Below are 21,289 nucleotides of genomic sequence, written 5' to 3' on the forward strand. Positions count from 1 at the left end.
CTCAGTCCAGGTCGGCGAGCGCCCGGCGGGCGGCCTCGAGCTCGGCTTCGAGTGCAGAAACCTTGGCGGCCTGCTGCATTCGCGCCTCCTCGATGACAGCGTCGATCGGGCCGGACAGATCCTCGTGCAGCTCCCGGGCGGCGCGTGAGACTGCTGCCGCGGCCACCGCGAGGTCCCGGGCCAGGTAGGTGGCGCCCTGTTTGAGTTCGGCGCGCCACTCCCCGTCGGCGGTGCCGGAGACCGTGAGCACCAGCTCGAGCATCTTGGCCTTCTTGCCGGCAGTCCTTCTGGTCTTGGGCTTTTCGGCGGTATCCGGGCTCGCGGTGGTGTCGGTGGGCACCGGCGTCAGCACCGGGGCCGGTGCAGGGGCCGGAGCGTCTACAGTCATCGTCACGGTGAACTCCTTGCTCAACATCACCCGCACCGGGCGGGCCTACGGTCGGAGCAATTAGAACACACGTTCGACGCGGGTTGGTGTTGCGACGCGGGTCGATTCTGTACACCCGCTGCCGACTCGCTGAATCCGGCTACAGCAGTTCGCCAGGGCATTCACAGTGCTCGGCACTGGTATCCACAGGTCTGCGGGTGTGACCCTTTGCGAATCGTCGGCCCTACAGTGCGGTGGCCGCGAGGAGCGGACCTTCAACGCTGAACGCCGCTGCGCGTCATATTATTTCGCCACCACCGCGGCCGCTCCGGCCTCCGCGGTCGAGCAACGCAGGGGACAGCCATGAACGACCACCTCAAGAGACGCGCACTCGCGCTCGGCGCCGTCGCGGTGCTGACGTCTGCCGTCATCGGCTTCGCTGCGCCGGCCCAGGCCGCCGACGGTTTCGTGATGCCCGACATCGACGGCATGAACCTGCAGGAGGCCGAGGATGCGGTGAACGCCGCCGCGCACGGGATCCCGATGCAGATGCATTCGCACAACATCAAGGGGATGCCGCAGCGCCAGCTCAGTCTGGCCGACTGGCTGGTATGCGAGCAGGCGCCGGCCGCCGGCGAGAAGATCACCGGCGCCACGGACGTGAACTTCGGCGTGGTGCGCGAGTTCGACGCCGCGCGCAACAAATGGGACGACATGGTGGCGCACGCCTGCGACTGACCGGCACCATGCTCTGGATCGGGCCCCTACATGGGGCCCGATCTTTTTTGTCCTGAGGTGGCCCACCGCTCCGGATTTTTGCGTCAAGATCCAGATTGACTATTCACCAACAACTAATAAGTGCAGGTCAAGCGCATCTTGACGCGAGCATAAGTTGAAGTTATCGTTCACAACAACATCGGAGTTGTGCGAAAGGACGCGGTTGTGACGGGACGGCTCGAAGGTAAGGTTGCGCTGGTTTCAGGGTCGGGGCGGGGCATCGGCCGCGCCGTCGCCGAGAAACTCGCCGCGGAGGGCGCCCGGGTCGTCATCAACGATCTCGATGCCGAACCGGCCAAGGAGGTCGTCGCCGCGATCGAGGCCGCCGGTGGTCAGGCCGTCGCGTGCACGGGCAGCGTCACCGACCCCGAGTTCGCCGACCGATTCGTCGCGGCGGCGGTCGACAACTTCGGCGGCCTGGACATCATCGTCAACAACGCCGGCTACACCTGGGACAACGTCATCCAGAAGATGACCGACCAGCAGTGGAACGACATCATCGACGTGCACCTCACCGCGCCGTTCCGCATCCTGCGGGCCGCCCAGCCGGTGATCTCCGCTCTGGCCAAGAAGGAGAAGGCCGAGAACGGCACCGCCTCGCGGCGCGCCATCGTCAACACCTCGTCCATCTCGGGCATGCAGGGCAACCCGGGGCAGGTCAACTACTCCACCGCCAAGGCCGGCCTGCTCGGCATGACCAAGACGCTGGCCAAGGAATGGGGCCGCTACAACGTCACCGTCAACGCCATCGCCTACGGCGTGATCAACACCCGGCTCACCGCGGTGACGACCGAAGAGCAGACCATCGACGTCGACGGCCGCGAGATCAAGGTCGGGGTCAACCCGGCGGTGTACGAGACCGTCACTTCCCAGATCGCCCTGGGCCGTGGCGGCGAGGTCGAAGAGGCGGCCGGCGCGGTGTACCTGCTGTGCGCCCCCGAGTCGAGCTACATCACCGCTCAGACGCTGGTCTGCAGCGGCGGAGCGTGACCGGCGCGGAACCGGCGGGCCACGTCGTGCCGCCGGCGTACGAGGAGATCGCCTACCGCTTCGACGACGGCATCGCGATTATCAGCTTCAACGCGCCGCAACGCCGAAACGCGTTGCGCAACCAGATGTTGCGTGACCTGTGGCAGGCACTCGACATCGCCGACCGCGACCCGGCGGTGCGCGCCGTCGTACTGACCGGGGCCGGTGACCACTTCTGCGTCGGTGCCGAGCTCACCGGCCCGAACACACTCATCGACTGTCTCGAAGAGGATGTTCAGGGCCATACCCCCACCGGCTACCGTGAGCCGGGCGGGCGGGTCAGCGAGCGACTGTTCGACATGAGGACCCCCGTCGTCGCGGCCGTCAACGGAGACGCCGTCGGCGGCGGGGCTTCCATCATGGCCGCCGCCGACGTCCGGATCGCCGGGCAGCGTTCGCGATTCGGATTCGTGTTCACCCGCCGCGGTGTGGTGCCCGAGAGTGCCTCGTCGTGGTTCCTGCCACGCCTGGTGGGCTTGACCCGGGCCACCGACTGGGTGCTCAGTGGCCGAGTGTTCGACGCCGCCGAGGCCTACTCAGCCGGACTGCTCACCAAGGTGGTCGCACCTGAGTCGGTGCTGGAGGAGGCCCTGGCCTACGCGCGAGTGTTCGTCACCGAAACCTCGCCGACCTCGGTCGCGTTGGCACGCCGCCTGCTGGGCCGCAGTTGGGGGCACGCGACACCCCGGGCGGCCTCCGAGGACGAGTCGCGCGTGTACGCCGGCCGGCTGCGTTCGGCGGATGTCCACGAGGGTGTCGTGTCCTTCCTGGAACGTCGGCCCGCGGTGTTCCCGCCGCTGAGCGACGACCCCGTCGAGCATTTCTGATCATTAGAGCGACCCGCAGGATCGAGGACTGATGGACACGCCAGCACCATTCACCGCATGCCAGTACGGCAACGACGCCGAGTACACCCACGATCCTGAGGGAATCGCGAACTACAACGAGAGCGTCTACATCAACTTCGTTGATCCGGTCAGTGAGGTCAGCGCGCTGATGCGGATCGGGAACCGGCCCACCATGGGGTACTCCGAGGCGACCGTGCAGCTGACCCTGCCGGGCGGCCGGATCGCGCTGCGGGCCGGCCGGGCGCCGAACGAGACCAACGACCGGTGGTCCACCCAGGGCCTGGAGATCGCGGTCGAAGAACCCACCCGCACCTGGACGGTCAACTACCGCAACACCGTTGCGCTGATCAGCACGCCGTCGCTGCTGGCCGAGCGGGGCCGGCAGGCGCTGAAGAACTCGCCCTCGCTGGAGTGCGAGATCTCGCTGAAGTTCGAGGCGTCGGTGCCGATGTTCACCATCGCCGAGGACGGTGACTGCACCCCGGGCAGCTCGCAGATCGCCACCGATCACTACGAGCAGTTCGGACACGTCACCGGTTCGGTCCGGGTGGGCTCGACCACCTGGCACGTCGAGAAGGCCACCTCGTTCCGTGACCACTCGTGGGGCCCGCGGGAATGGGCGTCCTACAACGGTGAATGGCTGGCCGCCTGGCTGGCCGACGGCACGGCGATCACCGCCTACGGTGAGGTCGAGCCCAATGGGGAACGTGCCTCCGGCGGCGTGGTCGTCACCCCGGACGGCGTGTTCCATCCCATCCGGGACTACACCGTCTACACCGACTACGCCGGTGAGCCGACGTACGACGGGCGCAACACCGGTGTCATCACCGCCGACGGGCTACCGATCATGGTGCTCGACGGCTCCATCAATCATTTCGTCCCGGTCACCCAGCGCACCGAGGACCGCGCGGCCCGGATGGGCCAGATGTCGGTGCGTTATGCGAACGGGCAGGGCGGCTGGGGGATCGCAGAGTTCCTGCGGCCCATCAGCACCCGCTGACGAGCGAGGAGACGACCGTGTATTCCGGACGACACGTGCACGAAGCTCCCGACCGGCCCGCGCTCATCATGGCCGGCAGCCGGGAGACCCTCACCTACCGGGAACTCGACGAACGCGCCAACCGGGTGGCCAACTACTTCCGGGCCATCGGGTTGCGGCGCACCGACCACATCGCGATCTTCTCCGAGAACACCCTGGAGATGATCGTGACCATGGCGGCCGCCGAACGGTGCGGGCTGTACTACACCCCGATCAACTCGTTCCTGTCCGTCGAGGAAGCCGCCTACATCGTCGACGACTGCGGCGCCCGGCTGGTGGTCACCACTGCGGCGAAATTCGATGTCGCCAACCAGTTCCCGCAGCGCTGCCCGAAGGTCGAGCACTGGCTGGTCGTCGGGCTGGACGCGCCGGCGGCGCCGTTCGGAAACTTCGCTTCGGTGGTCGAGCACTATCCGTCGACACCCGGTGAGGACGAACGGCTCGGCACCCCGATGTTCTACTCGTCGGGAACCACCGGTAAACCCAAGGCCGTCAAACGCACGTTGCCCGACGTCTCCCCGTCCGAACAGCTCGGCATCGAGGAGATGGGCAAGCGGCTCTTCCGGATGACCGACGGCATGACCTTCCTGTCCACGGCGCCGCTGTATCACTCCGGGCCGCAGTCCAGCATCTCCATCGGTCTGCGTCTGGGCGCCACCCACATCATCATGGAACGCTTCGACACCGAACAGTTCCTGGCCTTGATCGAGGAGTTCAAGGTCACCCACACCATGGTCGTCCCGACGATGTTCTCCCGGGTACTCAAGCTGCCCAAGGAGATTCGCGACAAGTACGATTACTCCTCGTTGCAGGCCGTGGTGCACGGCGCCGCGCCCTGCCCGCGGCAGGTCAAGCAGGACATGCTGGACTGGTGGGGCCCGGTCATCTACGAGTACTACGGCGGCACCGAAGCCAACGGCACCTGTGGCTGCACTCCGCAGGAGTGGCTGGCCAACCCGGGCACCGTCGGCAAGGCCTTCTTCGGCGAGATCGTCATCCGCGACGAGGACGGCAACGACGTGCCACCGGGGACTCCGGGCACCATCTGGTTCCGCGGCGGCAACAGCTCCTTCGAATACCTCAACGATCCCGAGAAGACCGCCGAGGCACAGGATTCGAGCGGGACCATGTCCAAGATCGGCGACATCGGCTACCTCAACGAGGACGGCTACCTGTTCCTCACCGACCGGCAGGCATTCGTCATCATCTCCGGCGGGGTGAACATCTACCCGCAGGAGATCGAGAACCTGTTGATCACCCATCCGGAGGTGATGGACGCCGCGGTCTTCGGTGTCCCGGACGAGGACTTCGGGGAGGCGGTCAAGGCGGTCATCCAGCCGCTGGACCCCGACGGCGGCACCCCCGACCTCGCCGAACGACTGCGCGACTTCTGCTTGGAGCACCTGGCGCGGTTCAAATGCCCGCGCACCATCGACTTCATCGACGAGATGCCCCGACTGCCCACCGGCAAGCTGTACAAGCGCAAATTGCGCGATGCGTATTGGAAGGAAACCACGAATGCGTAGAACCCTCTACTCCGAGGAGCACGAGGCGTTCCGGAAGGCGTTCCGCGCGTTCATCGATCACACCGCGGTACCGCATGTCGAGGAATGGGAACTCGCCGGCACCGTCGATCGCCAGTTCATCCGCGCGGCCGGTGAGAACGGGTTCCTGGGCTTTGAATTCGGCTCGGAGTTCGGTGGACTGGGCATCGAGGACTTCCGGTACAACGCGGTGATGACCGAAGAGGTCGTCGCATCCGGAATGGCCGGGGACCTGTTCTCGATGCAGAACGACATCATCGTGCCGTATCTGCGGGATCTGGCCACCGAGGAGCAGAAGCAACGGTGGTTGCCCGCCTTCACCCGCGGTGAGTGCGTCACCGCACTCGGGCTGACGGAACCGGGCGCGGGCTCGGATCTGGCGGCGATCAAGGCCAGTGCCCGCCGCGAGGGTGACGAGCTGGTGCTCAACGGGCAGAAGACGTTCATCACCAGCGGGGCGACCTGTGATCTGGCGATCGTGCTGGTGCGCACCGGTGAACGGGACGGTCGCGGTACGACGTTCGTCGCCGTCGAGAACGGCACTCCCGGCTTCGAGCGGGGCAAACCGATGCACAAGATCGGGCGCAAGGCACAGGACACCGCGGAACTGTTCTTCGACGAATGCCGGGTCCCGGTGGCGAACATCATCGGTGAGCCCGGCCGTGGATTCGGCTGTGCCATCGCCAATCTGCCCCGCGAGCGGCTCTCGATCGCGGTTGCCGCGGTGGCCTCGGCCCGGCACGCGCTGGAGCTGGGCCTCGACCATGTCCGGCAGCGCAGTGCGTTCGGTGCACCGCTGGCGCAGTTGCAGTCGGTGCGGATGCAGCTGGCCGAGATGCACACCGACATCGCCGTGCTGGGCGAGTACGTCGACCGTTGCGTGCTCGCGCTCAACGACGGTGAGCTGACCGCGGCCGAGGCGGCCGGCGCGAAGTACAAGGCGACCGAACTGCAGTGGGAGGTCCTCGACCGGGTGCTGCAGCTGTTCGGCGGCTACGGCTATATGGAGGAGTATCCGATAGCCCGGATGTGGCGCGATGCGCGCATCCAGCGGATCTATGGCGGAGCGAACGAGGTCATGAAGGACCTCGTCGGACGAGCGGTGGTGGGTTGATGGCCGGGATGTACGGACGGGTGGCGCTGGTGACCGGCAGCTCACGAGGGGTGGGCCGCGGCATCGCGCTGCGGCTGGCCGCCGAGGGCGCGGCAGTCGCGGTGAACTACCGCCGGGGTGCGGACGCCGCCGCCGAGGTGGTCGCCGAGATCGTCGCCGCCGGAGGCCACGCCAAGGCGTATGCCGCGGCGATCGACGACCAGGCTGCCGTCGATGCGATGGTCGATGCCGTCAACGCCGATCTCGGCCCGGTCGACCTGCTGGTCAGCAATGCGGGCACCGCGAGCAGGGGCCAGACCGTCGCCGAGACACCCGGCGCGGACTTTCTGTCGCTGTTGCAGGTGCACGCGCTCGGACCGATCCACCTGATCCAGCGGGTGCTGCCCGGTATGCGCGCGGCCGGGCGCGGCGACGTGGTGATGATCTCCAGCAGCACCGTGAGCGAGGCGCCGGAGAACTCCGCCCCGTACACGATGGCAAAGGCCGCGATGGAGATGTGCGTACGCACCCTGGCGCGCGAGGAACGGGCCCACGGTATTCGGGCCAACATCGTGGCGCCCGGGCTGGTCGAGACCGATATGGGTCGGCGCCTGGTGCGGGCCGCCACCGGCGGCGGCGCGATCGAGGACATCGCCGGTTCGTATCCGTTCGGCCGGGTCTGCACACCCGCCGACATCGGTGGAGCGGTCGCCTTCCTGGCATCCGCCGACGCCGAATACGTGACCGGCCAACGGATCACGGTGGACGGCGGCGGCCGTTCGATCACCGTGGTCTGATGCCGGTAGAGAGGGAATACACACCATGAGCGAGACCACAGACTTCCTCGCCGAACTCGCCGAGGTGCTCAGCGCACAGGTGGCCGAGGGCAGCCCGGTGACGCTGGTCGACGTCGACAAGCGCAGCGAGGGTAACTCCTGGGAGACCTACCTGGTCACCGCGTCCTGGGACGGCGGGGACCGGACGGCGTCCTTCGCCGTCAAGCGGGAACCGGTGAGCGGGATCGTCGGCAGCTACGACGTGGCGCGCGAGGTTGCGCTGCTGCGCGCCACCGAGGGCCTGGGCCTGCCGGTGCCCGGCGTCGCCGCCCACCGTGCGGGGGAACCGGGCAACCGTGGTTTCTTCGTGATGGAGCGCCTCGCCGGCGTTGTCCCGATGCCGCACAACGTGACCAAGATGATCGCCAACGCCGATGACCGGTCCGCACTCGGTCGGCGGGTGGCCCGGGAGATGGCCACCCTGCATGCCGCCGAACCGACCTCGCTGAACCTGACCGAGCTGGAGCCGGCGCCGGCGCCGGCGGACACCGGCCGGGCCGAGAACGACCAGTGGCGACAGACCTACGACGATGTCGCGAGCATCCGGATTCCGATCCTGGATCTGGCGCTGGCCTGGCTGGACCACCGAGCCGACCGGGTGTCCGGGCGGGTATCGCTGGTGCACAACGACTTCCGTGTCGGCAATCTGGTGGTGAACCCGGGCGACGGGGCGCTGGTCGGCGTGCTCGACTGGGAGACCGCGCACTTCAGCGACCCGGTGGCCGACCTGGCCTGGTTCTTCCAGCGCACCTCGCGGGGACGCTCGCCGCTGGCCTGCAAACTGCTGTCCCTCGACGACTTCCTCGACGAGTACGCAGACGCCGCCGGCTGGCGGCCGAGCCAGGAGAGCTTGACCTGGTGGGCGGTGCAGTCCCTGACCAAGTCCGCGATCGGTTGCCTGCAGGCGGTGGCCATCTTCGAGCGCGGGGACCGGCCTGAACTGCGTTATGCCAACATGGCGCACAGCGTCTACTACAGCCTCGGATGGCTCAATCAGATGCTGCGCGACGGAGAATGGGGATTGTGAGATGACCGTCTACGGGCTCGATCTGGGCAAGGTGCACCAAGCGATCCGGGCGACGCTGGCCGAGCGGGTGTTGCCGGGCGTCACCTCCGGTGACGCCCGCGCCGAACTGCTCTCGGTGGTCGAGATGCTGGACAGTCTGCAGGACCGGCTGGCCTGGGATGCGGAACCGCTGTCGGCCGCGGTGGCGCGAAGCCGTTCGCTCAGTGCACAACTCGGGCAGAGATCGGATTCCGGTTCGGACGGCGACGATCTGGACGCACTGTACGCCGACCGGGCGAGCATCGGCGACGTCCTGAAGTCGGCTTACACCGATGGCTTCGATCCCGCGATCGCCGCGGCGGTAGCGGAGTTCACCGCGGCGGACATCGCGGCCGAGATCTCGCCGGGACTGCGGCCGGGACTGCCCGGCTAGTGTGCCGTCAGGCCGGTTTCAGCCCGGCCGGCAGCACCATGGCCCGCACCAGTGCGGTGAGTTCGTCGGCGATGTTCGGGCGCCGGCGCAACTGAGGGTTCTGAGTCACGTCGGTGACCACGCCGATGGCCGCCTGGGCGAGCGCACGGGCGTCGGCGGTCGACAGGCCTTCGGACAACTTCTCGATGACCTCGACCCACTCGGCGACATACTCCCGCTGAGCGTTTCGCAACGACTGCTGTTCTTCTTCCGGCAGGTACAGCAGGTCGGCGGCCAGGATGTGCATGATCCGCCCGTACGGCCCCACCGCCTGTCGGATGTAGGTCTCGATGAGCGCGCCCAAGGCCTCCTGCGGGGTGCTCGCATAGGCGAGCACATCCGCCGTCACGTACAGCAGTCCTTCCGCGCCGCGTTCGAGCACGGCGCTGAGCACCTCGGTCTTGCTGGACACATGCTGATACAGGGTGGCGGTGGACATCTCGGATGCCTTGGCGATGTCGTCGATGTGCACGTCGTAGAAGCCGCGCTCGTTGAACAACTGCGCGGCGGCGTCGATGATGCGCTCCCGCCGCCCCGCGGGACGGCGATGTGCGGGGGGTGGGGACGGCGTTGCGGCAGGGTCCGAATCGGGCAGCGGGCATTCGATGATCGCCCATGCCACCGCGGTCTGGATCTCCTGCAACCGGTCGGCGGACAGCGTCCCGCGGATGTCGGGAGTATTGGAATACATTGCCAGGACCGCGAACCCGAGGAATTCGGCCTTGTGCGGGCCGAGTTCCGGTTTGAATGCCGCGACCTGGGCGGCGATCCGGTCCTGGTTGTCGGCGAAGTACCCGCGGAACTCTTCGTGCTCGGCGGGGTCGAGGTGGCGTTGTTCGCGCCGCCACAGGGTGGCCTCGTTCCCGTTGGCCGTGAGATCACCGAAGCCGGCGAGCAGCAGATGCAACTTCTCCTCGGCGGTGGTGCCCTGTTCGTTCGCGGCGGTGTGCAACTGCTCGGCCAGGCGGACCTGGGTCATCAGGGCGTGCACCAGGATGTCGTGCTTGCCCTTGAAGTGTCGGTAGACGGCCGGGCCGGTCAATCCCACCGCCGCGCCGATCCGGTCGATGCTGACGTTCTGGTAGCCGAACTCCTGAAAGAGCCCGGCCGCGGCCCTGGCCACCTGCTCGGTCCGGTGCGCGCCGCGTGCCGAAGTCCGCAGTGTCGCCTTCACGGTCTCGGCACGAGCCGCCGTCGATCGAGGCATCTCACTCTTTCCCCCCGGCTGGGTCATGGTTCCAGTCTCGCATCCGTGCTGCGAACCCCCGGTCCCGCCGTCCCAGAGGAAGTCCTCACCAACAGCGAGAACCGAATCGACTATATTCCTGATTAACTAGAAGCGCCATACATGCCGGGTAATGCCCTTGTTGACCACTGATTGACCCGGAGTTAAAGTTCACGAGATGCCGGCGCCGGGGGCTGCAGCCGGACCCAATCTGAACGTTTTGCGACTGCCAGGCCAGTCGACACAAGATGAGAGGCGGCCATCATGGGCCACTACAAGAGCAATCTGCGTGACATCGAGTTCAATCTGTTCGAACTGCTCGAACGCGACCGCGTCTTCGGTGCGGCGCCGTATACCGATCTCGACCTGGACACCGCGAAGTTCATCCTGCACGAGGTCGACCGGCTCGCCCGCGAGGATCTCGCCGAATCCTTCGAAGAGGGGGACCGCAACCCGCCCACCTACGACGCGGTCAACAAGTCCGTGACGGTCACGCCCGCGTTCGCCGCCACCTACAAGACCTGGATGGACGCCGAGTGGTGGCGGCTGCGGGTGTTGCCGGAGCTCGGCGGCACCAACGCCCCGAGCTCGCTGAACTGGGCGTTGGCCGAGTTCGTCCAGGGCGCCAACCCGGCCCTGTGGACCTATGTCGGCGTGCCGACCGCCGCCCGGGTGGTGTGGAAGCACGGGACAGAGCGGGACCGCAAGATCGCCCAGTTCGCCATCGACAACCGCTGGGGCGCAACGATGGTGCTCACCGAGCCGGACGCCGGCTCGGATGTGGGCGCGGGGCGCACCCGGGCCCTCCCCAATGAGGACGGCTCCTGGAACATCGAAGGCGTCAAACGGTTCATCACCGCCGCTGAACATGACCTGGCGGACAACATCCTGCATCTGGTGCTGGCCCGCCCGGTCGGTGTCGACGGCGCCGGCGGGCCGGGCACCAAGGGGCTCAGCCTTTTCCTGGTGCCGAAGTATCACTTCGACCTGGAGACCGGGGAACTGACCGGTGAACGAAATGGCGTCTACACCACCAACGTCGAGAAGAAGATGGGCTTGAACGTGTCCACGACGTGCGAGTTGACCCTCGGCGAGGACACTCCGGCGCGGGGCTGGCTGCTCGGTGAGGTACATGACGGTATCACGCAGATGTTCGACGTGATCGAGGATGCCCGGATGATGGTGGGCTCCAAGGCCATTGCCACCCTGTCGAGCGGCTACCTCAACGCGCTGGACTACGCGAAGCAGCGCGTCCAGGGGTCCGATCTGGCGCAGTCCTCGGACAAGGCGGCGCCCCGGGTGACCATCACCCATCACCCCGACGTGCGCCGCTCGCTGTTGACCCAGAAGGCGTACGCCGAAGGTCTGCGCTCGTTGATCCTCTACACCGCCGCCTGGCAGGACGAGATCGCCATGAAGGCGGCGGCCGGCGAGGATGGCGCACTGGCCGAGGCCGTCAACGATCTGCTGCTGCCGATCGTCAAGGGCTACGGTTCGGAACGGGCCTGGGTACTGCTGGGCACCGAATCGCTGCAGACCTACGGCGGGTCGGGCTATCTGCGGGAGTACCCCATCGAGCAGTACGTCCGGGACGCCAAGATCGACACCGTCTACGAGGGCACCACGGCGATTCAGGCCCAAGACCTGTTCTTCCGCAAGGTCGTTCGTAACCGTGGGCAGGCGCTGGCGCACGTGTTCGGTGAGATCAAGGCCCTGGTGGCCGAGGGCGCGCCCGAGCTGGCGGCCGAACGGGACCTGCTCGGCACCGCGGTGGCCGACGTCGAGGCGATCATCGAGAAGATGACGGGTGATCTGGCCGCGTCCAAGGACAACGCCGAGCAGATCTACCGGGTCGGGCTCAATGCCACGCGGTTGCTCTACGTGCTGGGAGATGTGGTCGTCGGCTGGCTGTTGCTGCGCGGCGCCCAGGTCGCCCTGCGGGCCCTCGCTGCCGGTCCGAGTGTGTCGGATGTGTCCTTCTACCAGGGTAAGGTGGCTGCGGCGCAGTTCTTCGCCCGCGAGGTGCTGCCCGCCGTCGCGGCGCAGCGGGAGGCGGCGCTGCGGGTGGACGACTTCGTGATGGAGCTCGACGAAGCGGCGTTCTGACCCGCTGGCCGGGCGCTACGCCGAGGACCGCAGCCACCTGCCGGCGACGATCCTCGGCGCATACGGCGATCACGCCGCGAGATCGAGTTTCCCGAACACACACCCGGGCCCGCATGGGTGCCCGGTCACCGCGATGCCATGCCCGTGCATCACCCACGCCAGCTTGGCCGCGGTGTGGCACGCGCGGTCGAGCACCTGCTGATAACTGAGGCGGATGGTCGACCGGCCGTCGACGGCGGCATCGAGATCGCGTTCGAAATCCCGGTTTCGGGCCGACGCCGAGTCATGGAACAGTCGGCCGTCGAGTTCGACCACCAGGCGCCGGCCGTATTCGGTGTCGCGGTAGCAGACGCCCACCGATGAGTCCGAGCGTTGCTGTCGCACCGCGCGGGGAAGACCGTGCGCCCGCTCCACCCGATCAAGGTATGCGTGCTCCAGGACTGAACAGGTGCCGGCGGAGATGTCGGCGAGCACCCCTTTCAGCCAGCGCCGGCGGCGAATGCGACGACGTGCATCGAGAGTCTGCTGCAGCCGGACCGCGGTGGTGCGCCGGGAACCGCAGGCGTCGGCCAGGACCGCGATCGCGTCGAACTCCGACACCGCCTGGCACGCCACGTCGAGCGCGGCGTCCTCGTAACGCAGCCGGGGCGGGCCGGCGTTCCACAGGGTCCGTTCGTCGAGATGCGCGAGGTGGTGGATGCGGACACCGTGCGGTTCGACGAGCATCGCGCGCTGCCGGGCGACGCCGACGTGGATGATCGAACCCTGCTCCGACAGCGCCGATTCCAGGCACAGCGCTGCCGGTGCCGCATACAGAACTGCGGCCCAGGCGCGCTGCGGCCAGCTCAGCGGTCCGGTGTGCTCCACATAGACGCCGTCATGGACGCGTGCCCACTCCCGGCGCCTCAGTAGCCGTCGGATGTGGTGGTTCTGCAGACCGGCGTCGAGGACCTGCCGACGCGAGATGACCCCGGACTGCCGGCGCAGCAGGTCGGCGATGTCCACGCCTTCGATCCTCGCCGACCGGTTCGGCTAGGACCAGAGCCCGGTTGCGATCTGTGGATAAGCAGGTACGCCGAGGATCGCAGCCACCCGGTGACCACGATCCTCGGCGTTGAGCCCCTATTGGCGCACGATGCACAACGCGTCGACCGCCACCAGCCCGTCCTCGGTGACCAGAAGCGGGTTCACGTCCAGGGATTCGATCCACTCCTGGCCCGCGGCGGCCAGATTTCCCAGTCCCACCAAGGTGTTGGCGAGCTGCTCCAGATGCCAGGGCGCAGCACCCCGGAAGCCGTGCAGCAGGCGCAGATCACGGAATTCCTCGATCAGCGCCTCGGCGTCGGCCTTGGCCAGCGGTGCCGGGCGGCCACCGATGCGCTGCAGCACCTCGACGAAGATGCCACCGAGGCCGAGCATCACCATCGGCCCCAGTTCACTGCGGCCGTCGATGCCGATCAACAGCTCGCCGCGCGAGGACGTCATCGGCTGGACGGCGACAGTGGGGGAGACCCCGTGCTGTGCGGCGATGGCGCGCATCCGGGCTACCGCATCGGCCAGGTCCGCCGCGCTGACATTGAGTGCGACAGCACCGAGTTCGGTCCGGTGCGCGACATCGGCCAGCTTGACCGCATACGGGCCGGGGAAGGCGGGGGTGTCCTGGTCGCCGACCTCACCGTCGAGCACGGCGTACGGGGCGGTCGGGATCCCGAATTGCTCCAGCAGCGCCATGATGTCGCGGAACGGCAGGAAACGGCTGCCGTCGGCGGAGTCGACCGTCACCGAGGGGCGGGCAATCGGCGCCGGAGCGTCGACGGCGTCACGGACGGTGGCACGGTCCCGCGCGAAGGTGCCCAGGGTGTGCAGGCCGCGCAGGCTGCCGCGGATCCCGTGGCCCAGGGCGACGGCCCCGTCGGTGCCGATCACTTCGGTGGCGAAGGCGCCGACATCACCGGAGCCCGCCGCGATCACGACCGGCTTGCCGTAGCGGCGGGCGGCGACGGCGACATCGTCGATCAGCCGCCGGTACAGCGGTGAGTCGCTCCACATGTTGACGAACAACACCGCGTCGAGCTCGTCGGAGCCCACGTACCGGTCCACGATGTCGGTCCAGAAGGTCGCACCGAAGCCGGTGGTGTCCAACGGGTTCGGCACGGTGATGCCGGGGATGGTCGCGGCGACCCAGTCGGCGAGGCTGTCCAGCGGCGGCAGCGTCAGTCCTTCCGCCTCGGCCACGTCGAAGGCCAGTGAGGCGAAACCACCGGTGCCGGCCACCACGCCGATGCGCTGCACCGGTTTGCGCATCGCGGGATCGAGCTGGCTGACGATCGCGAGCCGGTCGACGAGCTCCTCCAGGTCGTAGGCGAGCTGGATTCCGACCTGACGGAACGTGACGTCGTAGGCCCACGCGTTTCCGGCCAGCGCTCCGGTGTGCGACGCCGCCATCTGCTGGGTGCGCGCATTGCGGGCCAGCTTGACCGCGACGATCGGCTTACCGGCCGCGATGCAGCGGCGAGCGGCATCGAAGAACGCCGCCGGCCGGCGGATCCCCTCGACGACGAGGCCGATGGCGGTGGTATCCGGGTCGGTGGCAAGGAAATCCAGGTAGTCGGCGACATCTGTGGTGGCCTCGTTGCCCGCCGAGATGAGCCGCGAGATGCCGACGCCGGTGCGTGCTCGGGCCGCGATCGCGATACCGCCGATCATCGCGCCGCTGTGCGACACGATCGACACACCGCCCGGTGCGGGGTGGTAGTCGGCGGAGGCGGTCAGGTGCAGGCTGCGCGGCACGCTGATATAGCCGAGGCTGTTCGGGCCGATCACGGCCATCCCGCCGCGCGCCGCCGCGTACTCCAGGCGCTGCTGGTAGCCCGCGCCCTCCTCGCCGAGTTCGGAGAACCCGGCCGCGTAGACGACCAGTCCGCCGCAGTCGAGGTCCGCGCACTCCTCGGCCAGCGCCACGGTGCGCTCGGCAGACATCACCGAGAGCACCGCGTCGATCGGCCCGTCGATGTCGCTGATCGAACGGTGGGCGGGCACCCCCAGCACGGTCTCGGCGGTCGGATGAACGAAGTGGATGTCAGCGGCACTGTTCAAGGTGGGCGCGATGAAGTCGGCAACCGGCGACTTATCGCTGAGCCCGACGATCGCGATGGTCGCGGGATTCAACAGGCGTTCGAGCGGACCCGTCATGGCTGGTGCCCTTCGGTAAAGAGTCATTCTGTGAACACTGATTATGGTATCGGATCGTTAAATACGATGGGAAAAACCAGCAAAAGTGTACGAAAGTTAAGCGTCGATATGTAGAGTCGCGCTGAACTGCCGACTTATCAGTGGAGGAGCCATGGCGAGGACCGAGGCGTTGGCGCGGGTCGAGGACATGTACGTGAACGGGTTCCCCGACGCTGCGACGGCAACCGTGGACGACCTGCGCGCGGCCTACGATGCGCTGCTGCTGCAGTTCGAGCTGCCCGACGGCGTCGAACCGGCCGAGGGTGTCGCCGGCGGCATCCCGGTGCTGTCCGTGACCGCCGCCGGAGCCACCGGCGACAAGGTGCTCATCTGGTTCCACGGCGGCGGCTACGTGCTGGGCAGCGCCCGGGGCTTCCAGGAACTCGGCCACGCGCTGTCGGCCGCCTCCGGGGTCACCGTCGTGCTCCCGGACTACCGGCGCGCGCCGGAGAACAAATTCCCGGCCGCCGTCGACGACGGTGTCGCCGCGATCGAGGACCTGATCTCGACCTACGGGGCCGGCAATGTCGCGGTCGGTGGTGACTCTGCCGGTGGCGGCCTGACCCTGGCCGCGCTGACGGTCCTGCGGGACAAGGGTGCACCGCTGCCTGCCGCGGCGGTCTTCATATCGCCTCTGCTCGACTTCACCGCCAGCGGGGCCAGCGTCGACCTCTATGACGGCAAAGACGTTGCGGTGTCCCGGGGTTCGATAGCCAATCTGCGGGAGGCGTACCTGCAGGGCCACGATCCGCAGGACCCGATCGCCTCACCGGTATTCGGTGATCTCGGGGGACTTCCACCGTCGTTGTTCCTGGTGGGTTCCACGGAGGTGCTGCTCGACGATTCATTGCGCGCTGCGACGGCGATCAGCGCAAGCGGCGGTGCGGCGCACGTGTCGCTCTACGAGGACATGGTCCATGTCTGGCCGTTGTTCTCGTCGATCCTGCCCGAAGGCATCGAGGCCGTCGGTGAGATCGGCGCCTACCTGAAGCAGGCTTTCGGCGGGTAGCCGCCTAGGGGCCACTGCATTCCGGCGATCCGCGACCGTCTGTCGCTTTCTACGCGCAGACCGTCGCGGCCCTGAGCGTGCGCGACCCGGGGGATGACAAGGCTGGGGGGAAGTAATACCCGTCTGTTCATCTATCAAAGGAGAAGCTATGAACAGTGCCGCAACCGCCACCCATCGAGGGTGGCGGAGAACAAAACTCGGCCGATATGTGGGATCCGTCTTCGTCGCCGGCGCGCTGCTGGCGGGCGCGGCGATCCCGGCCTCGGCGGCAGAACTGATGCGAGTGACCTTCATCCGTCACGGACAGTCACTGGGCAACGCCTCAGGCACCATCGATTCCTCGACGCCGGGACCGGTTCTCAGTGAACTCGGCCAGCAGCAGGCCGCGGCCGTCGCCGCCAGGCTCGGCGATAAGAACTATGACGGGGTGTACGCCTCGACGATGGTCCGGACACAGCTGACGGCGGCACCGATGTCGCAGTACCTGGGACTGCCCATCAAGGTGCTGGCCGGGATGCGGGAAATCGAGGCCGGTGACTACGAGGGCACCCCGGAGAGCGAAGCCAGCAGCGGCTATATGCTCGCCCCGCTCGCGTGGTCGCTGCAGGGCAACCTCGATGCCCGGATTCCCGGTTCGCTCGACGGCCACGAGTTCAACGCCCGGGTGGGCGGCGCTCTGCAGTCCATCTACGACGATGGCAGCCGCAACGCGGTGGTCTTCTCGCACGGTGCGGCCATGATGTTCTGGACCTTCATGAATGTCGACAACCTCACCGCGGCACAGAAGATGGAGCTGCTGCGGGCCTCCCTGCGGAACACCGCCGATGTGGTGATCGAGGGCAACCCGGTGGACGGCTGGAAGCTGGTGAGTTGGGACGGGCGGCAATTCAGCGCCGACCGCACCTTCCTGGGTGAGTTGACGGTGCAGCTGCGTACCTTGGTGCGTCAGGTCGGCGCCGAGTTCCGTTCGGTGTTGGCGGCGTTCGCCACCCGTGACCTGTCGGCGATTGTGAGCGCGGTGAATCGGGCCGTCAGCACGGCGTCCTTCTCTGCCATCAAGTTCACCCGCGCCATCAATGCCGATGTGGTTCAGCGAATCGAAAAGGCCGTCTCTCGGATTCTCCCGAAGCGGTCTGCATCCGCGGCCACAATGGCGGGCGCCGCAGCGGCGGCAGCCACCGCGCCGACGGTGGCCGAGTCGGTGGAGACGCAGTCCGGTCCGGAGACTGTGCGGGAGCGTAGATCCGCACGGGTGGCCCCGGTTTCGGTTCCCACCGTGGACGAGGTGACGGCGATCGACGAGGTGGTCGAGGTCACTGACGAGGCTGAACTCGATATCGTCACCGACGTCGAGTCCGGAACCGCATCCGACATCACGTCCGACGTCGAGTCCGACGTCGAGTCCGGCTCCAAATCCGACGTCGAGTCCGATCTGACGGCCGACTCGAAGACCAAGGATAAGGCGGATGCACTGGCCGGCGACGAGGCCGACACGAAGGCTGACAAGAAGGCCGATAACAAGGCCGACGAGGACGCCGACAAGAAGACCAGCGACAAGGACGGGGATACCGGCACCAAGGTGTCCGTCGGTGCCACGTCTGCAGCCGGTGGTAGTGACTCCGACGACTGACAGTTAGTCAGTCAGCAGGGACGAACCCCCTCCGACCCGTCTGGGGCGGAGGGGGTTTCGTTGTCAGTGATGACATTGTCAGCGATGAAAATGGAAATGCCCGGTACCCGCTGAGCGGGTACCGGGCATACGCGGAAGCCGGGTCTAGGCTCCGGCCGCCGCGTAGATCGGGAGCAGGTCGGTGGCCGCGTCGGCCAAGAACTTCGGGTCGACCAGCAGATGCTGGGTGGCCACCTGCATATCGCGCACGTACCGGCCCAATGCGCTTGTCCGGCCGATGCTCTGGCTGCCGCTCCAGCGATGGGCGAAGCCCACGATGGTGTCCATGGCCTCATGGCTCCAAGCCAGCTGCTGACGCATCCGGGCCATCTGTTCCGGGGTGCGGGTGTGGCCGGCGTCCACAGTGGCTTCGGCCGACTCGACAAGGTCGTAGAACGCGAGGCGGACGCCGTGCAGCAGCGCCTCCATCCGGGCGAACTCGATCTTGAAGATGTCGGCCTCGCCGATCGGTCCGCCGTAATTGGGCCGGAACTTCTTGAGGGCCACCGCGGCAAGCAGTTCCAGCGCACGGGTCGCGATACCGAGCACGACCGGGACGTGCGGCAGCGGGCCGACGAACTCGTTGGACAGCTTGTAGATCGTCTCCGACCGGTAGGGCGTGCCGCCGAAGGTGACGATGGTGTGCTCGTCGGGGGCGAACAACTTGTCGACCCGGTAGTCGTGGCTGCCGGTGGCGCCGAGGCCCCAGACATCCCAGTTCTGCTTGAGGTCGACCTCGGCCTTGGGGAACATGGCCACCCGGGGCTGGATCTGCCCGTCCTCGCCGAGGATCGCGTTGCCGTCCTCATCGGCGACGAACACCCCGGCGCCGATCCAGGTGGCGTGGTCCGACCCGCTGGCGAAGGCGAAGTTGCCCTCGACGATCAGACCGCCCTCGACCTGCGTGGCCGGGTAACGGGGGAGCAGCTGACCGGCGACGCGAAAGTCCTCGTCGCGGCTCATCAGGTCCTTGGCCACCTCGGGCTTGAGGTAGCCGAGCACCTCGGCGGTCGACCACGAGGTCGCCATGAACGCCCACGCGGTGGACGCGTCGGCCTTGGCCATCTCTTCGTAGACCCGCAGGCCCTCACTCGGCAGCAGGCCGCCGCCACCGAACTCGGTCGGGATCAGCATGCGGTGCAGGTTCTGCTCTTCGAGTGCATCGCGGACGGCGTCGCTCAACGTCTGAGCCCGCTCCATGGCCTCGGCTTCGGACCGGATCAACGGGGTGATGGCGCGAACGCGCTGCAAGTAGTCATCCAGCCGCGAGTCGGTGTCGGCGTCACGGGTCAGCGTGTCTGTCATGTCATGCCTTTCTGCGGGTGTCGATCAGAGCGAACGCATGCCTCAAGATCAAGGCGATAGCGAACCGCATGTGACTAAGGTAACGAAATTAATGCTAATGTCAAGTGGCTTGTATGCAGGCCAGACGCCTAAAGCAACGTCAATCGGACTGAAATGAGTACTAACCATGTACCTGACACAGGCTTTGCACCGCGCGGTCGCGCAGACCCCCGATTTGCCGGCCACGATCTTCGGTGAGCGCATCCGGACCTGGGCCCAGAGTGCGGACCGTGCCGCCCGATTGGCGGCGGCGTTCCACGGTCTGGGTGTGGCGACCGATGACCGCGTCGCACTGCTGGCGCAGAACAACGACGCCTACCACGACTTCCTCTTCGCGGTGCCCTGGGCGGACGCGGTCGCGGTGCCGGTGAACACTCGCTGGAGCGTCCACGAGATCGCGTTCTCACTCGAAGACGCCGGTGCCGTGGTGCTGGTGGTCGATGACGCCTTCCTCGACATGGTGGACGATTTGCGGGTGCTGGCGCCGACGGTGCGGTCCTACATCCACACCGGCGATCGGCCCCGCCCGGACGGTGTGCTCGGCTTCGAGGAGATCATCGCCGCGCATGATCCGGTGCCGGACGCCCGTCGGGGTGGTGACGCGCTGGCGGCGATCTACTACACCGGCGGCACGACGGGAACGCCCAAGGGGGTCATGCTCAGCCATGCCAATTTGATGGCGGCGGCGTTGGGGGCGCTGGCGACCGGGCAGTTCCTCGCACCGCGTGGCCGGCTGTTGCACAGTGCGCCGATGTTCCACCTGGCCGACGGGTCGGGGTGGTTGGCCCGCAACGTCGTCGGCGGCAGCCATGTCATCCTGCCGGGCTTCACCCCGGAATCGGTCGCGGAGGCGATCGAGCATCACCAGATCACCGATATGTTCCTGGCTCCCACGATGATTCAGATGTTCGTCGATTCGCCGGCAGCGGCACGCCATGATCTGTCCAGCCTCAAGCATCTGATCTATGGCGCTTCGCCGATCTCGCAGGCAGTGCTGGAGCGGGCGATGCGGCTGCTACCGCAGGCGAAGCTGCTCCAGGCCTACGGCATGACGGAGTTGGCCCCGACCACGACGGTGCTGACCGCCGAGGAACACCTGGATCCCGCACTGCTGAGATCAGCGGGGCGGGCGGTGCCGATCGCCGAGGTGAAGATCGTCGACGAGGACGACAACGAGGTGCCGCGCGGCACGGTCGGTGAGGTCGCAGCGCGTGGCCCGCACGTGATGCTCGGCTACTGGAACCGGCCCGAGGAGACCGCGCAGGCGCTGCGCGGCGGTTGGATGCACACGGGCGACGGCGGCTACCTGGACGACAACGGGTATCTGTTCATCGTCGACCGGATCAAGGACATGATCGTCACCGGCGGGGAGAACGTGTACTCCGCAGAGGTCGAGAACGCGCTGGCACAGCATCCGAGCGTGGCCACCTGCGCGGTGATCGGGGTGCCCGACGCCGACTGGGGTGAGCGGGTCCATGCCGTGGTCGTCCTGCACGACGGTGTGACGACGACCGCCGAGGAACTGCGGGAACACTGCGGGTCGCTGATCGCGCGGTACAAGGCCCCGCGAACCGTCGATTTCGTCGACGCGCTGCCGCTGACCGCGGCGGCGAAGGTGTCGAAAGTCGACCTGCGCAAGCGCTACTGGGACGGCGAGTCCCGCTCCGTCAACTGAGCATCGTGAGCAACGCAAA

18 protein-coding genes are annotated in these 21,289 nt (G+C 67.2%); 13 read left to right on the forward strand and 5 right to left on the reverse strand.

Annotation, left to right across the window (positions count from 1 at the left end):
- Position 1: 1 nt before the first annotated feature.
- Positions 2-394, reverse strand: coding sequence for a DUF6319 family protein (locus tag K0O62_RS04935; RefSeq protein ID WP_372512805.1), 393 nt, complete (start codon positions 392-394; stop codon positions 2-4).
- A 336-nt stretch (positions 395-730) separates the two neighbouring features.
- Here K0O62_RS04935 and K0O62_RS04940 point away from each other — a divergent pair, with 336 nt between their 5' ends.
- From K0O62_RS04940 to K0O62_RS04980, 9 genes are all read left to right on the forward strand, one after another.
- Positions 731-1,105, forward strand: coding sequence for a hypothetical protein (locus K0O62_RS04940; protein WP_073857036.1), 375 nt, complete (start codon positions 731-733; stop codon positions 1,103-1,105).
- Positions 1,106-1,309: 204 nt separating this feature from the next.
- Positions 1,310-2,134: an SDR family NAD(P)-dependent oxidoreductase gene (locus K0O62_RS04945; protein WP_073857182.1), complete on the forward strand. Its 825-nt coding sequence runs from the start codon at positions 1,310-1,312 to the stop codon at positions 2,132-2,134.
- Positions 2,131-3,000: an enoyl-CoA hydratase-related protein gene (locus K0O62_RS04950; protein ID WP_073857035.1), complete on the forward strand. Its 870-nt coding sequence runs from the start codon at positions 2,131-2,133 to the stop codon at positions 2,998-3,000. Before K0O62_RS04945 ends, K0O62_RS04950 begins: the two co-directional genes overlap by 4 nt.
- A 31-nt stretch (positions 3,001-3,031) precedes the next feature.
- Positions 3,032-4,021, forward strand: a complete 990-nt coding sequence (locus K0O62_RS04955) for a DUF7064 domain-containing protein (RefSeq protein WP_073857034.1) — start codon at positions 3,032-3,034, stop codon at positions 4,019-4,021.
- Between the two features lie 17 nt (positions 4,022-4,038).
- Positions 4,039-5,586 carry an AMP-binding protein gene (locus K0O62_RS04960; protein ID WP_073857033.1) on the forward strand — a complete coding sequence of 516 codons (1,548 nt, stop codon included), beginning with the start codon at positions 4,039-4,041 and terminating at the stop codon, positions 5,584-5,586.
- Positions 5,579-6,718, forward strand: coding sequence for an acyl-CoA dehydrogenase family protein (locus K0O62_RS04965; RefSeq protein WP_073857032.1), 1,140 nt, complete (start codon positions 5,579-5,581; stop codon positions 6,716-6,718). The genes K0O62_RS04960 and K0O62_RS04965 overlap by 8 nt, the downstream gene beginning before the upstream one ends.
- Positions 6,718-7,494: an SDR family NAD(P)-dependent oxidoreductase gene (locus tag K0O62_RS04970; protein ID WP_073857031.1), complete on the forward strand. Its 777-nt coding sequence runs from the start codon at positions 6,718-6,720 to the stop codon at positions 7,492-7,494. Before K0O62_RS04965 ends, K0O62_RS04970 begins: the two co-directional genes overlap by 1 nt.
- Before the next feature lie 25 nt (positions 7,495-7,519).
- Positions 7,520-8,560 carry a phosphotransferase family protein gene (locus K0O62_RS04975; protein WP_073857030.1) on the forward strand — a complete coding sequence of 347 codons (1,041 nt, stop codon included), beginning with the start codon at positions 7,520-7,522 and terminating at the stop codon, positions 8,558-8,560.
- A 1-nt stretch (position 8,561) separates the two neighbouring features.
- A complete protein-coding gene (locus tag K0O62_RS04980) occupies positions 8,562-8,972 on the forward strand; it encodes a hypothetical protein (RefSeq protein ID WP_073857029.1) in 411 nt (136 codons plus the stop codon).
- Between the two features lie 7 nt (positions 8,973-8,979).
- Here K0O62_RS04980 and K0O62_RS04985 read toward each other — a convergent pair whose 3' ends face one another.
- Positions 8,980-10,218: a TetR/AcrR family transcriptional regulator gene (locus tag K0O62_RS04985; RefSeq protein WP_073857028.1), complete on the reverse strand. Its 1,239-nt coding sequence runs from the start codon at positions 10,216-10,218 to the stop codon at positions 8,980-8,982.
- 282 nt (positions 10,219-10,500) lie between these two features.
- Between K0O62_RS04985 and K0O62_RS04990 the strand changes: the two genes are divergently transcribed.
- Positions 10,501-12,342 carry an acyl-CoA dehydrogenase gene (locus K0O62_RS04990; RefSeq protein WP_073857027.1) on the forward strand — a complete coding sequence of 614 codons (1,842 nt, stop codon included), beginning with the start codon at positions 10,501-10,503 and terminating at the stop codon, positions 12,340-12,342.
- A gap of 69 nt (positions 12,343-12,411) precedes the next feature.
- On the opposite strand, the gene K0O62_RS04995 is transcribed toward K0O62_RS04990, so the two are convergent.
- Positions 12,412-13,347, reverse strand: a complete 936-nt coding sequence (locus tag K0O62_RS04995) for a type IV toxin-antitoxin system AbiEi family antitoxin domain-containing protein (protein ID WP_073857026.1) — start codon at positions 13,345-13,347, stop codon at positions 12,412-12,414.
- A gap of 117 nt (positions 13,348-13,464) precedes the next feature.
- On the reverse strand, positions 13,465-15,534 hold the full coding sequence (locus tag K0O62_RS05000) for an acetate--CoA ligase family protein (protein WP_234800144.1): 2,070 nt from the start codon (positions 15,532-15,534) through the stop codon (positions 13,465-13,467).
- A gap of 151 nt (positions 15,535-15,685) precedes the next feature.
- Here K0O62_RS05000 and K0O62_RS05005 point away from each other — a divergent pair, with 151 nt between their 5' ends.
- Both K0O62_RS05005 and K0O62_RS05010 read left to right on the forward strand, forming a co-directional pair.
- A complete protein-coding gene (locus tag K0O62_RS05005) occupies positions 15,686-16,582 on the forward strand; it encodes an alpha/beta hydrolase (RefSeq protein WP_073857024.1) in 897 nt (298 codons plus the stop codon).
- 148 nt (positions 16,583-16,730) lie between these two features.
- Entirely contained in the window at positions 16,731-18,212 is a 1,482-nt protein-coding gene (locus K0O62_RS05010) for a histidine phosphatase family protein (RefSeq protein ID WP_083603713.1), read from the forward strand.
- Positions 18,213-18,356: 144 nt separating this feature from the next.
- On the opposite strand, the gene K0O62_RS05015 is transcribed toward K0O62_RS05010, so the two are convergent.
- The gene (locus K0O62_RS05015) at positions 18,357-19,556 is read right to left on the reverse strand and encodes an acyl-CoA dehydrogenase family protein (RefSeq protein WP_073857023.1); all 1,200 of its coding nucleotides are present in this window, start codon (positions 19,554-19,556) and stop codon (positions 18,357-18,359) included.
- Between the two features lie 166 nt (positions 19,557-19,722).
- On the opposite strand from K0O62_RS05015, the gene K0O62_RS05020 reads away from it, so the two are divergent.
- Positions 19,723-21,270, forward strand: a complete 1,548-nt coding sequence (locus tag K0O62_RS05020; RefSeq protein ID WP_073857022.1) for a long-chain-fatty-acid--CoA ligase — start codon at positions 19,723-19,725, stop codon at positions 21,268-21,270.
- Positions 21,271-21,289 lie beyond the last annotated feature (19 nt).

It is taken from the genome of Mycolicibacterium diernhoferi, assembly GCF_019456655.1.
GTDB classification, from domain to species: domain Bacteria; phylum Actinomycetota; class Actinomycetes; order Mycobacteriales; family Mycobacteriaceae; genus Mycobacterium; species Mycobacterium diernhoferi.

What these genes read in the sequence shown, in the direction of transcription:
- K0O62_RS04940 (WP_073857036.1), top strand. Translation starts at nt 731, where the DNA reads ATGAACGACCACCTCAAGAGACGCGCACTCGCGCTCGGCGCCGTCGCG.
- K0O62_RS04955 (WP_073857034.1), top strand. Translation starts at nt 3,032, where the DNA reads ATGGACACGCCAGCACCATTCACCGCATGCCAGTACGGCAACGACGCC.
- K0O62_RS04965 (WP_073857032.1), top strand. Translation starts at nt 5,579, where the DNA reads ATGCGTAGAACCCTCTACTCCGAGGAGCACGAGGCGTTCCGGAAGGCG.
- K0O62_RS04970 (WP_073857031.1), top strand. Translation starts at nt 6,718, where the DNA reads ATGGCCGGGATGTACGGACGGGTGGCGCTGGTGACCGGCAGCTCACGA.
- K0O62_RS04975 (WP_073857030.1), top strand. Translation starts at nt 7,520, where the DNA reads ATGAGCGAGACCACAGACTTCCTCGCCGAACTCGCCGAGGTGCTCAGC.
- K0O62_RS04980 (WP_073857029.1), top strand. Translation starts at nt 8,562, where the DNA reads ATGACCGTCTACGGGCTCGATCTGGGCAAGGTGCACCAAGCGATCCGG.
- K0O62_RS04985 (WP_073857028.1), bottom strand. Translation starts at nt 10,218, where the DNA reads ATGCCTCGATCGACGGCGGCTCGTGCCGAGACCGTGAAGGCGACACTG.
- K0O62_RS04990 (WP_073857027.1), top strand. Translation starts at nt 10,501, where the DNA reads ATGGGCCACTACAAGAGCAATCTGCGTGACATCGAGTTCAATCTGTTC.
- K0O62_RS05000 (WP_234800144.1), bottom strand. Translation starts at nt 15,534, where the DNA reads ATGACGGGTCCGCTCGAACGCCTGTTGAATCCCGCGACCATCGCGATC.
- K0O62_RS05005 (WP_073857024.1), top strand. Translation starts at nt 15,686, where the DNA reads ATGGCGAGGACCGAGGCGTTGGCGCGGGTCGAGGACATGTACGTGAAC.
- K0O62_RS05010 (WP_083603713.1), top strand. Translation starts at nt 16,731, where the DNA reads ATGAACAGTGCCGCAACCGCCACCCATCGAGGGTGGCGGAGAACAAAA.
- K0O62_RS05015 (WP_073857023.1), bottom strand. Translation starts at nt 19,556, where the DNA reads ATGACAGACACGCTGACCCGTGACGCCGACACCGACTCGCGGCTGGAT.
- K0O62_RS05020 (WP_073857022.1), top strand. Translation starts at nt 19,723, where the DNA reads ATGTACCTGACACAGGCTTTGCACCGCGCGGTCGCGCAGACCCCCGAT.